Genomic DNA, 16,590 nt, shown 5'->3' on the forward strand with positions numbered 1-16,590 from the left:
AGCGTCTATGTGTAAATCCTGTTATCACTGTGGTGAAGATGTACCAGCCAACACGGATTTCAAAGTCGAAATTTTGGGCGACATACGCGAGATGTGTTGCCCAGGTTGTGAGACGGTAGCTCAGACTATCGTCGACAGCGGCTTGGTCTCTTACTACCAATATCGTACTGCTCCTGCAGAAAAAGCAGACCTTGTCCCCGAGCAGCTTCAAGCACTGATTCATTATGACAATGACGAAGTACAATCTGAATTCGTCCGTAATAGCAAAGATAGCTCAGAGGTGACATTGTCACTTGAAGGCGTTTCTTGTGCAGCCTGTGCATGGCTGATCGAAAAGCAAGTCTCTTCTAAAAGTGGTGTTCTGTCGATTCGAGTTAATACCACAACCAACCGTGCTTTATTAGCATGGGACAAGTCTCAAGCAAGACTGAGTGAAATACTCTCTCTGATTCACCAACTTGGTTATAAAGCCGCACCTTTTGAAGCGGACAAGCAAGAAGCTGCCTATCACCAACAGATGAAGCAATACCTGTATCGTTTAGGTATTGCAGGCCTTGCGACAATGCAGGTGATGATGCTGGCTGTTGCGCTTTATCTAGAAGTGTTTGGTGACTTAGAGCCCGAGTTTAAAAACTACTTCCGCTGGGTAAGCTTGATCTTTGCCACGCCAGTGATGCTCTACTCTGCTCTGCCATTCTATATAAATGCGTGGCGCAGCCTGCGTAGCCATACTCTAGGCATGGATGTCCCAGTTTCTATCGCGATGATCTTTGCCTATTGTGCAAGTTTGGTTGCAACGGTTACTGAGCAAGGAGAAGTGTTCTTTGAGTCTATCTCAATGTTTGCTTTCTTCCTTTTGGTTGGTCGGTTCCTCGAGATGCGCGCACGCCGCAAAGCCGCAGCGGCAAGCGGAAACCTATTAAAACTGATTCCTGCTATTGCCAATAAACTTAACGGTGACCAAGTCCCTGTTAAAACGCTAAAAGTCGGTGACCAAATTCGCGTTCTACCGGGTGAACATATTCCAGCGGACGGCAAGATCACTGCCGGTCGCGTTCATATTGATGAATCAATGCTGACGGGTGAATCTCTCCCCGTCGTTAAGCAAGTTGACGATCATGTCTTTGCAGGTACGCTAAATGGTGAAGAGTCGTTTGAGTTAGAAGTCACCTCTTCAAAAGCAGACTCAATGATCTCTAACATTGTACGTCTGCAAGATGAAGCTCAGTTATCAAAACCCAAAATTGCTGAAATCGCCGATATTGTTGCGCGCTATTTCGTCGCAGTCATTCTAATTATCGCAGCGGGCACTTGGTTCTTCTGGCACTCTAGCAGACCTGATGATGCATTCTGGATTATGTTGTCAGTGTTAGTTGCAACATGTCCTTGTGCGTTGTCTCTGGCGACGCCAACAGCATTAACCTGTGCGACATCACGTATGGGCAATTTGGGTATTCTACTGCGTAAAAGCCATGTGTTTGAAACTCTGTGTAAGGTGAATCACCTGATTGTTGATAAAACAGGCACGCTGACTCACGGTGATATTGAAATCAATGATGTAGAGATCAACGCTGACTACACAAAAGATGAATTGTTAGCGGTTGCGGCTTCACTTGAATCTCATGCCAACCACCCTATTGCTCGTGCATTCAAACCTTATGCTGATGTTAACGTGACGGTATCTGACGTTGAGAATGTTATTGGTTCAGGCATCACAGGTATCTATCAAAACAAACAAGTTAAGATTGGTAGTGCCCAGTTTGTTTTGGGTGAAGGACAACGTTCCAAAGCGAATACAGTCTTTCTTTCTATTGATGGACAACATGTCGCGAGCTTTGGCTATCGTGACCCTATTCGTGTTGAAACCAAAGAGTTTATCGAGAAGTTCCAGAAGTCGGGTGTAAAGGTGACTCTGCTAACAGGTGACACGAAAGAGAACGCTGATCTTGTTGCAAACCAAATCGGTATTAAAGATGTCGTAGCCGGAGCTAAACCTCAAGATAAGTTATCTTACTTGCAGCAGGTAGACTCTGATGACATTACTATGATGATTGGTGATGGGATCAATGATGCGCCAACGTTGGCCGGCGCGCACCTTTCTGTCGCTATGGGTGGTGGTGCTGATGTGGCGAAAGCATCGGCTGATATGGTGCTGTTAGGCGACAGGCTTGACCGTATTTTAGAAGCGCGTGAATTAGCACTACAAACGCGTAAAATCATTCGAGAAAACCTTGCTTGGTCACTTGGCTACAATCTATTGATACTGCCTTTAGCGGTAGCAGGATTTGTTGCCCCATATTTTGCGGTTGTCGGTATGTCTGCGAGCTCAATTATTGTAGTATCTAACTCTCTGCGTTTGCTCAAAGAAAAAGGTAAATAGATGGAAAGCCTTTATATCCTCATCCCTATCGCTATCGTATTGGTTTGTCTCGCGGTAGCTGTATTCCTTTGGGCTGTGAAAAGCGAACAGTTTGAAGATCTAGAGCGTCAAGGTCACAACATCTTGTTTGATGAGGACGATCATAAAGAGAACCCACCTAAATGAGTCCTGACTGGATTGGGGCCTTCTTTATTGGCCTTGTTGGGGCTGGGCATTGTATGGGCATGTGTGGCGGTATTGCTTCCATGCTCACTATAGGCCAGTCTCAGCCATCAAAATTGGTCCCTCTGTTTTATAACGGTGGCCGTCTTATTAGCTACGCGCTCATTGGCGCAGTGATTGGCGGTGCGGTTTCTTCTATTTCAGAAGTTAGCCAGCTCAACAACGTATTAGTTTGGTTACGCTTGGCGGCGGCGTTGTTCATGATCCTACTCGCTTGCTATATCGGCCGATGGTGGCATGGCCTGCTTTATATAGAGAAGCTTGGGCAAGTTATTTGGCGCAAGATCTCGCCTGCGGGACAATCTCTGCTGCCGCTAAAATCTCCGCTACATGCGCTCCCATTTGGCTTTATTTGGGGCTGGATTCCATGTGGTCTCGTCTACTCTACTTTAACTTGGTCAGCGGTGTCTGGAAGCGCAATCAATGGTGCTTTAGTGATGCTGGCATTTGGCGCAGGTACATTACCAGCGATGCTACTTGTTGGCCATGCGGCTACATCGCTCCATAAGCTGCAAAATTCCGACATATTTCGTCATATCGTTGCTTTTACTATCTTAATTTATGGATTGTACACAGCGTATGGCGCACTTAGTCTCTTATCAATTAGTTTATAGTTAACTGTTTTTATACATTTTTTTAAGCTACCCTTTAGGGCTAATGGATGCTAAAATATTGATGTATATCAAATAGTGAAAGGTTGTTATGATTTCTGAAAAGCCTGCAACAAAGCGTATTCAATCCGGTGGCTGTGCAATTCACTGCCAAGATTGTAGTATCAGCCAGCTTTGTATTCCGTTTACGCTAAATGAATCTGAACTCGATCAGCTTGATCAAATCATCGAGCGTAAGAAGCCAATCCAGAAAGGACAGGAATTGTTCAAAGCAGGAGATGAACTAAAATCTCTTTACGCGATTCGTTCAGGAACAATCAAGAGCTACACAATCACTGAGCAAGGTGATGAGCAGATTACTGCTTTCCACTTAGCGGGTGACTTGGTAGGTTTTGACGCAATTACTGGCGACCTTCACCCTAGCTTCGCTCAAGCGCTAGAAACGTCGATGGTATGTGAAATTCCATACGAAATTCTAGACGACCTATCAGGCAAAATGCCTAAGCTTCGTCAGCAGATCATGCGTTTGATGAGCAACGAAATCAAAGGTGACCAAGAAATGATCTTGCTGCTTTCTAAGAAGAATGCAGAAGAGCGCTTGGCGGCTTTCCTATATAACCTTTCTACTCGTTTCTCGCAACGTGGCTTTAGCCCGCGCGAATTCCGTCTTACCATGACTCGTGGTGACATTGGTAACTACCTTGGTTTAACGGTAGAAACGATCTCTCGTCTACTTGGTCGATTCCAGAAATCAGAGATCTTAAGTGTTAAGGGTAAATACATTACTATTCTTGACCACGATGCGCTGATGGAACTGGCAGGCGTATCAACAGAATCGTAATAATTTTCAATGATGTAGCTCGCAATTCACTTCGAAATAGAGCTACATCATACTTCTCTCAAATTCCGCAAAGTATTTCTAAAACTCTCCTCCCATCTAAGCTACATTAATCATATACCCCTCCTCGTCTCTAAGGAGTCAATATGAGTATTTACAATAAGATTTTAGTCGTTGCCGACATTAACAAAGACGAACAGCCTGCGCTTGCGCGAGCGATGCAGCTAGCCGCAAAAAGCCGGTCGCCTAGTCGAGTGACTTTCTTCCTCTCTATCTATGACTTCTCTTACGATATGACGTCTATGCTGTCGATTGATGAGCGCGATGCGATGCGCCGTGGCGTGATTCAACAGCGTGAACAGTGGATGCGCAAGATCGCCAAAGATTACATCAATGATGAGATTGAGTTTGATGTTCGTGTTGTATGGCACAACCGCCCTTATGAAGCGATTATCGCAGAAGTATTTTCCGGTGAGCATGACATCGTGATTAAAGGAACGCGTAAACATGACGTACTTGAGTCTGTCATCTTTACTCCAACCGATTGGCACTTGCTCCGTAAATGCCCTTGTCCTGTATTATTGGTTAAGAACACAGAATGGCCAGCGGATGCGAGTGTTCTTGCCTCTGTGCATGTCGGATCTGAAAACGAAACCCACTTAGGCTTAAATGATGCCATGGTTGAGCAACTAAACAGTTTAACCGAACGTTTAGGCGCTAAGCCTTATCTAGTTAACGCCTACCCTGTTACTCCTGCGAACATTACGATTGAGCTTCCTGAGTTTGATCCTGCTACTTATACTGATGCGGTTCGTGGTCACCACCTTACAGCCATGAAGGCGCTACGTCAGAAACATGGTTATGATGAGGAGCAAACGGTAGTTGAACAAGGCCTACCAGAAGATGTGATTCCAGATGCTGCCGAAAAGTTAAACGCGGCAATGGTGATTATTGGTACTACAGGTCGTACAGGGCTGTCGGCGGTGTTTATTGGTAATACCGCAGAGCATGTGATTGATAAGATCAATTGCGATGTGATGGCGTTGAAACCGCAAGGCTACATAAGCCCTCTTGATCCCAAGACCGCGATTTAAACCAGTAAGATAAAGAAAAGGGAAGATAGCTAACTATCTTCCCTTTTTAATGTAAGTAAATGCTGTTTTATATGTTGGTAACGTCGATAAACATAGATTCGTCTATGTTGGTTGACGAAACCGTCGCTTCGCTAAACTCGTATTCTTCACGGCTGCCTTCACGGTCTAACGGAAGGTTGACGAAATCAAACAGCTCTTTGTCTGCAAGTTGGCTTGGGCTTACATTCTGAATTGATTTAAAAATGGCTTCTACGCGGCCTGGCGTCTTCTTATCCCAATCAATTAGCATTGCTTTAATCGATTGACGCTGCAGGTTTTCCTGAGAGCCACAAAGGTTACATGGAATAATAGGGAAATCTTTGTGTTCCGCGTATTTGATCAGATCTTTTTCACGGCAGTAAGTCAAAGGACGGATTACCACGTTACGGCCATCATCTGAACGCAGCTTAGGTGGCATCGCTTTTAATCGTGAACCATGGAACATGTTTAGGAACATGGTTTCTACGATGTCATCCATGTGGTGACCAAGTGCAAGCTTGGTTGCGCCGATTTTTTCTGCAAATGAGTACAAAGTACCGCGACGCAGGCGAGAGCAAAGACCACAAGTTGTTTTGCCTTCAGGAACCTTCTCTTTTACCACTGAGTAAGTATCTTTATCTACTATGTAGTAAGGAATGTTCAGCGTCTCGAAGTAGTCTGGCAAGATGTGCTCTGGGAATCCTGGTTGCTTTTGGTCTAAGTTAACCGCGACGACTTCAAACTTGATCGGTGCTGCTTTCTGTAGGTTAAGCAGAATATCAAGCATCGCAAATGAATCTTTACCGCCACTGATACATGCCATTACAACATCGCCTTCTTCGATCATGTTGTATTCTGTAATAGCATTTCCAACATTTCTTCTCAGACGCTTTTGAAGTTTGTTGAATTCTAAGGTTTCTTTACGTGTATCTTTTTGATTCATTGCGGGCTCTCACATTGCCGAACAAGTCGACAGTAGCACTTCCTAAGTGGTTTTATTGGGGCGTGGATTATACGAGCTTTTTCACAAGGATTAAATGCTTCATTGATTCTCAAAGATGAATTATTAGGTTCGACTGACTTAGCGCAATTTGCTATCAGAAAAAGTAAGCGATTCATTGTGATACCAGTTGTTTAAGAGCAAACGTTTATCTTGCTGCGTTTTTTGAGTTGAATCACAACACAAAAGCCCGTATATTTCCGATGTCTAACAGGCACACCCTACAATGTACGTCGCCATCCTGCCTCCATTGGTACATTGATATTGGTGTTTATCTACTTTCATGCAAAACACATCTTTTTCTGTTTCTGGTCTTTTTAAGGAATCGGGTGCGCTGTTGCATCTCTCGATCCCTATCATCGTTATGCAGCTTGCCACTCAAGCAATGGGCTTTGTTGACACCACAATGGCTGGTCAAGTCAGCGCAGCTGATCTTGCGGCGATCGCGCTTGGTACAAGCTTGTGGTTACCTGTCTCACTGCTACTGCGTGGTATCATCATGGCGCTTACGCCAGTCGTTGCCTACCATCGAGGAGCTCAACAGCTCGATAAAGTTCGGATCGCATTCGTTCAAATGCTTTGGCTGGCAGTGTTCGTGAGTGCTTGTTTGATGGTGTACCTCGTGCTGGGCGAAAACATACTGGTTGCGCTTGGTGTGGCACAAGATATTATTCCTATTGCCAGTGATTATGTCGTTGCTTTGGCGTTTGGTGTTCCAGGCATCGCGCTGTTTTATACCTTAAATGGTTTTTGTGAAGGGATGAACAATACTCGCGCACCTATGCTTATTTCTGTTCTGGGTTTGCTTGTAAACATCCCAGTGAATTACATCCTTATCTATGGAAAGTTTGGCTTCCCTGCTCTAGGAGCCGTTGGTTGTGGCTGGGCGACAAGCCTTGTTTATTGGCTGATGTCCGCGTTACTTTATAGCTATATAAAACATCATCATCACTATAAGCGTATTCTTCATTTTGGGCAGTTAAAGCCAGTTTGGGATGAGATCAGTCACCTGTTTAAGTTAGGTTTTCCTATCGGACTCAATATCGCGGTATGCGGCAGTATTTTTGCGGTAATCGCCCTACTTATTGGGCGAATTGGTGCAGAAAATGTGGCAGCGGCTCAGATAGCACTAAACATTTCGAGCATGACCTACATGATTCCAATGAGCCTTTCGTTTGGCATCACAATACGTGTGGGACATGCCCTTGGTGAACAAAAAGACCAACTTGCTGCGATGCGAAGTTATGTCGGCGTTGTGACCGCAGCACTACTATCGTTAATGTCAGTTGCGTTCTTTCTGCTGTTTCCGGAGTGGATCATCCGTTTATACACAACAGATCCTATCGTTTCAGCGACTGCCGCAACCCTACTGGTGTTTACGGCGATGTATCAATTTAGCGATGCACTGCAAACCTCGGCTAACGGTGCGCTTCGCGGGTATAAAGACACCAAAGTGCCGATGATGCTTGCGATTTTAGCCTACTGGGGATTGGCGCTACCACTTGGTATGGTCTTGGGATTAACGGATTACCTAGTTCCAGCTATGGGTGAGAAAGGCTTTTGGATTGGGATCGTCACTGGGCTTTCAACTGCTGCTTTTGCAATGCTAATACGCCTCTTCGTCGTGATCAGACGCAATCAGCAACGCGTAGTGAATGAGAAGTTAAGCCAAGCTATGGTATAAACAAAGGGTCGCAAGTGGCGACCCTTTTAGCTTTTATGCTTTTGGCAGATACGGAAGTACTCGTGAAGTTTCCTGAGGAAGGGTCATTGTGCCACCCTCACCTATTTCATCGAGCGCGACTTGAACCTTACCATCGATAATTTGTTTTGTTGTACCGTTAGAGAACTGAATTTGCGAGTTCAGTTTGTTCGGGAACTCTAGCGTGACGCCTTCGACATCCGGTGTAAACCAACTCGCAAACATTCCACCAAGCTGCTCTAAGATCGCCTGCATTTGAGGCAAAAGCACTTTCACTTGATCGTAGCTGACGTCTCCTGAAAACGGTTCTTTGGTCATCACAACCATTGAGAAGTCGCAACGCATATCCATTGGGGTATGAACAAAGACAAGCGGATTGGCAGATTTTAGGTTGTTGTCGAGCGGGACAATCACCTCATTATATGGAGAGATGGTCAGCTCTTCGTAATGCTCTTCTTTTTCCATCCATGCTTTTTCAATATCACACAGTTGTTTGGTGTCCGCGTTAAGGAAAAAGAATCCCACTTTTACGTCATCATGTCCTTCTTTGGCATTCTGCTTCATATGCGAAAACAGTTTGGAGTAAGTAAACATGTATTCTTGAGCTTGAACAGGCAGAACTGCCGTGCTAGATAGGGCTGCGGCTAAAATCGCTAACGATACTTTTTTCATTACTTTCTTTCTTATTGATTTAGCTTTCTATTGATTGGCTAAGGGTAATTCCCAGAACTGCTGATTGTGCCTGATCATGCTTTGTAAATCGTTGACGTATGCCTCACCTCGTTCAGAGTATTTAAGCAATCCACTGGTTAATGCCATTGCCGCATCTGTATCGGTCAAGCTTTGGTCATTGAGATGACGTTGGTAACGAATTTCGCGCAGCGCTTTGTAGGCATTGTTTCGATTTACATTCATGAAGTAGCCATGAATAGACTGCTGGACTGAGCTAAACTTCGCGACTTCGTGAGTCATGCCCTCTCCGCGTTGCAGGGGCACTAAGCCACATCCGGAGCTGTAACACCACTGGCCAAAGTAGTTGTTAGCCTGCGTTGCAAAGCGAGATGTCCCCCAAGCGGATTCATTGGCACCTTGAACAAGTACCAAAGCTTCAGGTATCACATCCACGCGATGGAGCATGTTGTTTAGCCACTCTTGAGAAACCCCTTCAGCAGGCAGCTCAACCTTATACAGTTTGCCTAAGCGCTTAGCATAGCTGGTATCCGAGGCAGTGATAGAGCCTGATTGGAAATTATCTCTAATCGAATCTAAGCGTTGGCGTTCAGAAACAATTCGCTGATTCTCTAACGCGATGCCCGGCCTTAAGTAATCAAAAAACGCTTTTTTCTTCTGCTTAACATCTTTAATCGCAGAAAAGTCTGGAGCGGCTCCGATAGACTTGCCAATAAACTCTGGTGCTTGTTGCTCAGCGACTTGCGCTTGTTTACGGCGTTCACGCTCTTCGGCTTGGTTTTGTTCATAGCCATAAAAACTACAGCCGGCAATAACGCCAGCTGCAGCAATAGCAATGAATTCACTTTTACGCATTGAACACTTGTGAATCGTTGTCATTGTCGTCTTCATCTTTTGGTCTATCAGAAGCAATAATTTTTAACTTAATGCCAAACATATTGCGGTATACGATTCCCTTCACGTGGAAGAAGAAAGGCAGGACGAAAATCAGCCCTAAACCGTAGAACATCATACCAACAACAAACATGACTGAGACAACAGAATATATTCCAGCTAGAACGAAGATCTTCTTATTGACTGCGCGAAGCGATAAAAGCAGAGATTGCATCGGTGGCACTTGCTTTTCACAAATCAGAAGAATGGAGTTGGTAAATGCCAGTGACAAATATAGAGACAGTAGAGGGAAAATCATTCCTGCTATACCTTGTAGCAGCAAGCTAAATAAGGTGGCTAAAATGACTGGCACTGTGTACTGCAGGCCTTTACCAATATGACGAGGTTTAGTCATCAGACCGGCGGCATGGCTCATCGCCATCATAGAAATCCCTGCATAAATTGGTGCGCTAATTACTTCGTAGCTAAAGTTTGCCACCATAATCGCGTTGAAGATGCTTGGATCAAAGGCGTCTGGATTGGTAACGGCATCAATAATGATCCCCGGGTTACCTAACTGCAATTTAAGCGCGATGTAGAAAATAGCCAACTGCAGTACGATCAGCACCACTATCGCTGGAGAAAAAGAGAGGAAGTGCTTTACTGTGTGTTGCCAAGCCTCCTTAAAGACCTCGCCGGCTTTAAGTTCGTAGTCGCCCGAAAGTGCACGCTCTACGCTGCCCCCTAAGTTGAAGTCTTTTTCAATGTCATTATTCATTCTTGAATCCAGTGCCTGATTTGACAATAACCAAGCTAACTTGTTGATAAAAATTGGCTTCATTATACGTCAACCAAACTCAGTCTAAAATCGGATCTCGCCTTGCTGCTTGCTTTATCGACTGTTTGGTTGATAATTAACCACTAAACGCATCGTATCAGTATAGATATCTGACTCAGAAATAAAGGAAATTCTCCTCTGAATGCTCGGTTTATTTAGCATACAGAGAGTATGGTAAGGAATGTTTACTTTTACCTGCAAAAATTTTTGTGTTTCAGAATAAGAAAATGCTTTGAATTCACAATTTTGGTGATTATGATGCGCGCCTCGAATTTGTGTAACGACGGGTCATCTCAAATCGGTGACCAAGGTGGGAGAAAAACAGACGTTGAACGCTAAACAAGATGCAGGAAAACCAGTAGTTAAACTGACTGGAATTAGCAAAAGTTTCGATGGTAAGGAGATCATCGCAAATCTTAACCTTGATGTTAATCATGGTGAGTTTCTAACGATTTTGGGCCCTTCTGGTTGTGGTAAAACAACCGTGTTGAGGATGATTGCTGGTTTTGAAACCGCAGATAAAGGCGAAATTATCCTTGCTGACCAAAACGTAACTCAAGTTCCTGCTGAGCAAAGGCATGTAAACACTGTATTCCAGAGTTATGCACTCTTCCCTCATATGACGGTTTTTGAAAACGTGGCTTTTGGTCTACGCATGCAAAAAGTGCCTTCTGACGATATTGAGCCTCGTGTAATGGAAGCACTACGTATGGTTCGTCTTGAGAAAATGGCACAGCGTAAGCCTCATCAGTTATCTGGTGGTCAACAGCAGCGTATCGCAATTGCACGTGCCGTTGTCAACAAACCGAAAGTGTTGCTGCTTGATGAGTCGTTGTCTGCGCTGGATTATAAACTGCGTAAACAAATGCAGATCGAGCTAAAGCAATTACAGCGTCAGCTAGGTATTACTTTTATCTTTGTTACCCACGATCAGGAAGAAGCCCTTTCGATGTCAGACCGCATCATTGTTATGCGTGACGGCGTGGTTGAGCAAGACGGTTCTCCGCGTGAGATTTACGAAGAGCCGAAAAACCTATTTGTTGCGCGCTTTATTGGTGAAATCAACGTGTTCAACGCCACCATGATTGAACGTATCGATGAGAAACGTATTCGTGCTGAGATTGAAGGTGTTGAATCGGTGGTTTACTACGATAAACCAGCCGCTAGCGGTGACAAACTGCAAGTACTACTTCGCCCAGAAGACTTACGTATCGAAGAGATTAAAGAGTCTGAGCAGAAAGGCATTGTCGGTCACGTTACTGAGCGCACATACAAAGGCATGACCTTGGATTCGGTGATTGAACTTGAATCGGGTATGCGAGTGATGGTTAGCGAATTCTTCAACGAAGACGATCCTGATGTCGACCACTCTCTAGGTCAAAAAGTGGCGATCACTTGGGTTGAAAGTTGGGAGGTAGTACTCAATGAAAGCCAAGAAGTTTAGTCTTCAGAACGCGATCATCACGTTAATCGTAGGTTGGCTAACGCTTTTTGTATTGGTACCCAATGTGATGATTATTGGTACCAGTTTCCTAACTCGTGATGAAGCAAACTTAATCGAGATGACCTTCACGTTGGATAACTACATCCGCTTGATGGATCCTCTCTACGCCAAGGTGCTTTGGCATTCATTCTACATGGCGATTATTGCGACCTTGCTATGTTTGGTGATTGGCTACCCATTTGCCTATATCGTGGCGAAAATGCCAGAGAAGTGGCGTCCGGTAATGTTGTTTTTGGTGATTGTGCCATTTTGGACTAACTCACTGATCCGCACTTACGGTTTGAAGATTGTCTTAGGAACACAAGGCGTTCTTAACAAGTCATTGATGGCAATAGAAATTATCGATAAACCAATTCGTCTTATGTATACGGAGTCGGCAGTAATGATTGGTTTAGTTTACATTCTGCTGCCATTTATGATTTTGCCGCTCTACTCTGCGATAGAGAAGTTAGATCACACCTATCTAGAAGCAGCAAAGGACTTAGGAGCGAACAAGTTTCAGACGTTCACTAAGGTTATTCTACCACTTACGATGCCGGGTATTATTGGTGGCTGTTTGTTGGTGCTACTCCCAGCCCTTGGCATGTTCTACATTTCTGATCTACTTGGCGGGGCGAAGAATTTGCTGATTGGTAACGTGATTAAAAGCCAAGTGCTGAATGCTCGAGATTGGCCGTTCGGCGCGGCGACCAGTATTGCTCTAACCATCGCGATGGCGATTATGCTTTATGCCTACTATCGCGCAGGTAAATTATTGAATAAGAAAGTGGAGCTAGACTGATGGGACGTACAGTTAGATTTAGCTTTATGACCTTGGTATATGCGTTTTTGTATCTACCAATCGTTGTGTTGATCGTTAACTCATTTAATGCCAATAAATTTGGAATGAAATGGGGTGGCTTTACCACTAAGTGGTACGAAACCTTAGTTAACAACGACAGTTTAATGCAGGCTGCTTGGCATTCACTGAATGTCGCGGTGTTCTCTGCTACTGCTGCAACCATTATTGGTAGCTTAACCGCGGTTGCCCTCTTCCGTTATACCTTTAAAGGTAAAGGTGCGGTAAATGGCATGCTGTTCGTGGTGATGATGTCACCAGACATTGTAATGGCGATTTCATTGCTAGCGTTGTTCTTAGTGCTTGGCGCTCAACTGGGCTTCTTTACGCTATTAATCGCACATATTACGTTCTGTTTGCCGTTTGTCGTAGTGACGGTATACAGCCGCTTGAATGGCTTTGACGTGAAGATGTTAGAAGCAGCTAAAGACTTAGGTGCAAGCGAATGGGTCATTCTAAAACAGATTATTCTACCGCTGGCTAAACCTGCAGTGGCGGCGGGCTGGCTATTGAGCTTTACCCTGTCTCTGGACGACGTGATTATCAGCTCATTCGTCACAGGGCCAACCTATGAGATTTTGCCATTGAAAATCTACTCGATGGTTAAAGTGGGAATTTCACCTGAGGTGAATGCCCTAGCAACAGTCATGTTGATTGTCTCTTTGATCTTGGTGGTTGCCTCTCAGCTACTTGCCAGAGAAAAAGTAAAATAAGACTTAGCATGTAATTCACTAAACAGAATGGCTATCAGTCATTCTGTTTTTCTATCTACTGCTGATTAGCGCAGACACCCTTAGCGCGAAAGGCAACGTTTGGTTTGGAGCTAACGTAAATGAAAAAATGGGCTACTCTATTAGCTGGTAGTGCATGTGCGCTTTCCCTGTTCTCTGGTTCAGTGGCAGCGGACGAAAACAAAGAACTCGTCTTTATGAACTGGGGACCTTACATCAACAGTAATATCCTTGAACAGTTCACCAAAGAAACGGGGATTAAGGTTATCTACTCAACTTATGAGTCTAACGAGACCTTATACGCGAAGCTAAAAACGCATAATCAAGGTTATGACTTAGTGGTTCCTTCCACTTACTTCGTCGCTAAGATGCGTGATGAAGGCATGTTGCAGAAGATCGACAAATCTAAGTTGAATAACTTCAAAAACCTAGACACTAACTATCTGGATAAGCCATACGATCCGAACAACGACTACTCTATCCCGCATGTTGTTGCGATTACTGGTCTAGCCGTCAATGCCGATATGTACGACCCTAATGACTTTACAAGCTGGGCTGACTTATGGAACCCAGAGCTTGAAGGTCAGTTGATGCTGATGGATGACACGCGCGAAGTGTTCCACATTGCGCTGCGCAAACTGGGTTACTCAGGTAACTCAACCGATCCTAAACAGATCGACGAAGCTTACGCGGAACTGCAAAAGCTAATGCCAAACGTGCTGGTGTTTAACTCAGATAACCCAGGTGCACCATACATGTCAGGTGAAGTGGGCGTTGGTATGTTGTGGAATGGCTCTGCGGCCGCGGCGCAAAACGAAGGCATGAACCTTAAATTAGTATTCCCGAAAGAAGGCGGCATCGGTTGGGTTGATAACTTTGCCATCTCTTCAGGTGCGAAAAACGTAGCAGCGGCGCATAAGATGATCGACTTCTTACTCCGCCCTGAAATCGCTGAGCAAATTTCTCGTGACACCGGCTATCTAACCGCGGTTGCAGAGTCAAACGCGAAGTTTAAAGATGTTGCTCCACTATTCCCTTCTCAAGAAGATTTGGATCGCGTTGAATGGCAGGACTCAGTCGGTGATTTAACCGTTAAGTACGAAGAGTATTTCTTGAAACTCAAAGCAGGACAGTAACTTTCCACTAGGTTATTGACGGAATGTAAAAATAGGTAGCAGTAGCTGCCTATTTTTGTTTTGGCTGATATACTTACCCGTTGCTAGGTTTGTCGCTACGACAAGCAAGTTTAATAATCATGTTTTTTCAGAGTACTCAGTTCGGAGTGACTGTGTGCTGATAAACACAGATAAAACGGAAAACCGATGAAAAGTAAATTCTACGCAAGCGCACTATGTGCTGCGACGCTATTCGCTGCGCCGGCAATGGCCGCTGATCAAGAGCTTTATTTCTACAACTGGTCTGAATACATTCCAAATGAAGTTCTTGAAGACTTTACAAAAGAAACTGGAATCAAAGTTATCTACTCAACTTACGAGTCTAACGAAAGCATGTACGCCAAGCTTAAGACTCAAGGTTCTGGTTACGATCTAGTAGTACCGTCTACTTACTTTGTCTCTAAGATGCGTAAAGAAGGTATGTTGCAGCAAATCGATAAGACAAAACTTACGCACTTTGCTGACTTGGATACCAACTTCCTAAACAAACCTTTTGATCCAAACAACAACTACTCTATCCCTTACATTTGGGGTGCGACAGGCATTGGTATCAACTCTGACATGCTAGATAAATCATCAGTGACTAAGTGGGATGACTTCTGGGATAGCAAGTGGGAAGGTCAACTCATGCTGATGGATGACTCACGCGAAGTTTTCCATATTGCACTGACAAAACTAGGTTACTCGCCAAATTCTACTAACCCAGACGAAATCAAAGCCGCTTACGAAGAGCTGAAAAAACTGATGCCTAACGTATTAGTATTTAACTCTGATTTCCCAGCGAACCCATATCTAGCGGGTGAAGTATCACTAGGTATGCTGTGGAATGGTTCTGCTTACATGGCTCGCCAAGAAGGTGCATCGATCGACATCGTATGGCCAGAAAAAGGCGCTATCTTCTGGATGGACAGTCTAGCGATTCCAGCTGAAGCGAAAAACGTCGAAGCTGCACATAAGATGATCGACTTCCTACTTCGCCCAGAAAACGCAGCTAAGATTGCACTAGAGATTGGTTACCCGACTCCAGTCGCCACAGCTCACAAGCTACTACCTGAAGAGTTTGCGAATGATCCAAGCATCTTCCCTCCTCAAGAAGTGATGGATAGCGGTACGTGGCAAGATGAAGTGGGTGAAGCAAGTGTGCTTTATGACGAGTACTTCCAAAAGCTAAAAGTTGATAACTAACAACTTTAGAGAACAGTTATATACTTAAAGAGCGGCAAGAAGCCGCTCTTTTTTGTATTTGAGAGCCCCCTCTTAACGTTAGCTAAGGATAAGCGATGAAAAGAAGGTATAGAGTCATACTGGTCATATTATGCCTGCTGTTTGCCATTTCTACGCTTATCGCGTTTTTAACCCACAGCGATTACATCGATTCACGCAATGATGTGTGGTTTGAAAGCAATACCCTTTTTGTTCTTATCTTCATCTTTGTTATCTCTCGCAACACCATTCTCGATAACGGCTTTATCAAGTATGGCTTCTTACTGCTGATCTTTAATCAAGCTTATGATGTCATCACTGAAATCACCTATCTCGATGTTTTGTCCGACAAGTACGATCTTGTTGATACCATGATTGAAGACGGTACCTTACAAATTGCCTACCTGTTGATCGCGCTTGGTTTTACTAAGCTGATTAAGCAAATCAATGATGAAGCCTGTATCGATGAGTTAACGGGTCTTTATAACCGCAAAAAACTCTCCTCGATTAGATTAAAGTTGTTTGATCTTATCTATATTGACCTTGATGGACTCAAATTGGTCAATGACACCAAAGGCCATGCAGTTGGGGACTTAATGATTATTCGAGTGGCTCAAGCCATAAACCAAGTCTTAGGCAGACATGATCAAGCCTTTAGGATTGGTGGCGATGAATTTGTTATTGTGGTGAAACCCTCGCAAGGGTCGAAGTTTGTTGAAAAACTGAAACTAGAGCTGAAAGGTGAAAGTATTAAATTTAGCTACGGCATAGAATTAACCAATATCGACGAGCTTGGTCTTGCGCTTGAAAAAACCGATCAAGCGATGTACCGAATGAAGAACTCTCAACGCAAGCGTTGAGAGTTTAATGAGC

General features: G+C 44.3%; 16 protein-coding genes. 12 read left to right on the top strand and 4 right to left on the bottom strand.

The annotated features are described in order from the left end of the window. Window positions 1–7: 7 nt before the first annotated feature. From AC5O63_RS19640 to uspE, 5 genes are all read left to right on the top strand, one after another. Window positions 8–2,380: a heavy metal translocating P-type ATPase gene (locus AC5O63_RS19640; protein ID WP_494506004.1), complete on the top strand. Its 2,373-nt coding sequence runs from the start codon at window positions 8–10 to the stop codon at window positions 2,378–2,380. Further along, complete coding sequence (gene ccoS / locus AC5O63_RS19645) at window positions 2,381–2,545, top strand: cbb3-type cytochrome oxidase assembly protein CcoS (protein ID WP_004745922.1); 165 nt, start codon at window positions 2,381–2,383, stop codon at window positions 2,543–2,545. It abuts the gene before it with no gap. Next, on the top strand, window positions 2,542–3,216 hold the full coding sequence (locus tag AC5O63_RS19650; protein ID WP_494506005.1) for a sulfite exporter TauE/SafE family protein: 675 nt from the start codon (window positions 2,542–2,544) through the stop codon (window positions 3,214–3,216). The genes ccoS and AC5O63_RS19650 overlap by 4 nt, the downstream gene beginning before the upstream one ends. Window positions 3,217–3,304: 88 nt before the next feature. Next, a complete protein-coding gene (fnr, locus tag AC5O63_RS19655; protein WP_004414051.1) occupies window positions 3,305–4,054 on the top strand; it encodes a fumarate/nitrate reduction transcriptional regulator Fnr in 750 nt (249 codons plus the stop codon). 143 nt (window positions 4,055–4,197) lie between these two features. After that, entirely contained in the window at window positions 4,198–5,145 is a 948-nt protein-coding gene (gene uspE, locus AC5O63_RS19660; RefSeq protein WP_171324324.1) for a universal stress protein UspE, read from the top strand. Window positions 5,146–5,212: 67 nt separating this feature from the next. Here the strand turns inward: uspE and ttcA are convergent, their stop codons facing one another. Beyond that, complete coding sequence (gene ttcA, locus AC5O63_RS19665) at window positions 5,213–6,106, bottom strand: tRNA 2-thiocytidine(32) synthetase TtcA (protein WP_069666319.1); 894 nt, start codon at window positions 6,104–6,106, stop codon at window positions 5,213–5,215. 340 nt (window positions 6,107–6,446) lie between these two features. Between ttcA and AC5O63_RS19670 the strand changes: the two genes are divergently transcribed. Then, window positions 6,447–7,847, top strand: coding sequence for an MATE family efflux transporter (locus AC5O63_RS19670; RefSeq protein WP_494506006.1), 1,401 nt, complete (start codon window positions 6,447–6,449; stop codon window positions 7,845–7,847). Window positions 7,848–7,880: 33 nt separating this feature from the next. Here AC5O63_RS19670 and AC5O63_RS19675 read toward each other — a convergent pair whose 3' ends face one another. The 3 genes from AC5O63_RS19675 to AC5O63_RS19685 are packed head-to-tail and all read right to left on the bottom strand — an operon-like array spanning window position 7,881 to window position 10,206. Next, window positions 7,881–8,537 carry a DUF2987 domain-containing protein gene (locus AC5O63_RS19675; RefSeq protein WP_494506007.1) on the bottom strand — a complete coding sequence of 219 codons (657 nt, stop codon included), beginning with the start codon at window positions 8,535–8,537 and terminating at the stop codon, window positions 7,881–7,883. 27 nt (window positions 8,538–8,564) lie between these two features. Next, on the bottom strand, window positions 8,565–9,410 hold the full coding sequence (locus AC5O63_RS19680) for a glucosaminidase domain-containing protein (RefSeq protein ID WP_494506035.1): 846 nt from the start codon (window positions 9,408–9,410) through the stop codon (window positions 8,565–8,567). Then, on the bottom strand, window positions 9,403–10,206 hold the full coding sequence (locus AC5O63_RS19685; protein ID WP_494506008.1) for a hypothetical protein: 804 nt from the start codon (window positions 10,204–10,206) through the stop codon (window positions 9,403–9,405). Before AC5O63_RS19685 ends, AC5O63_RS19680 begins: the two co-directional genes overlap by 8 nt. Before the next feature lie 370 nt (window positions 10,207–10,576). Between AC5O63_RS19685 and potA the strand changes: the two genes are divergently transcribed. The 6 genes from potA to AC5O63_RS19715 all read left to right on the top strand — a co-directional run bounded on the left by potA (window position 10,577) and on the right by AC5O63_RS19715 (window position 16,577). Further along, the gene (gene potA / locus AC5O63_RS19690) at window positions 10,577–11,710 is read left to right on the top strand and encodes a spermidine/putrescine ABC transporter ATP-binding protein PotA (protein ID WP_004745939.1); all 1,134 of its coding nucleotides are present in this window, start codon (window positions 10,577–10,579) and stop codon (window positions 11,708–11,710) included. Then, window positions 11,691–12,551: a spermidine/putrescine ABC transporter permease PotB gene (gene potB / locus AC5O63_RS19695; protein WP_494506009.1), complete on the top strand. Its 861-nt coding sequence runs from the start codon at window positions 11,691–11,693 to the stop codon at window positions 12,549–12,551. The genes potA and potB overlap by 20 nt, the downstream gene beginning before the upstream one ends. Beyond that, window positions 12,551–13,321: a spermidine/putrescine ABC transporter permease PotC gene (gene potC, locus AC5O63_RS19700; protein WP_494506010.1), complete on the top strand. Its 771-nt coding sequence runs from the start codon at window positions 12,551–12,553 to the stop codon at window positions 13,319–13,321. Before potB ends, potC begins: the two co-directional genes overlap by 1 nt. A gap of 119 nt (window positions 13,322–13,440) precedes the next feature. Further along, the gene (locus AC5O63_RS19705; protein WP_494506011.1) at window positions 13,441–14,475 is read left to right on the top strand and encodes an extracellular solute-binding protein; all 1,035 of its coding nucleotides are present in this window, start codon (window positions 13,441–13,443) and stop codon (window positions 14,473–14,475) included. Window positions 14,476–14,661: 186 nt separating this feature from the next. Further along, window positions 14,662–15,699 carry an extracellular solute-binding protein gene (locus AC5O63_RS19710; RefSeq protein WP_494506012.1) on the top strand — a complete coding sequence of 346 codons (1,038 nt, stop codon included), beginning with the start codon at window positions 14,662–14,664 and terminating at the stop codon, window positions 15,697–15,699. A gap of 95 nt (window positions 15,700–15,794) precedes the next feature. Further along, window positions 15,795–16,577 carry a GGDEF domain-containing protein gene (locus AC5O63_RS19715; RefSeq protein ID WP_494506013.1) on the top strand — a complete coding sequence of 261 codons (783 nt, stop codon included), beginning with the start codon at window positions 15,795–15,797 and terminating at the stop codon, window positions 16,575–16,577. The last annotated feature ends 13 nt before the right edge of the window (window positions 16,578–16,590 follow it).

It is taken from the genome of Vibrio sp. SCP2, assembly GCF_059295395.1.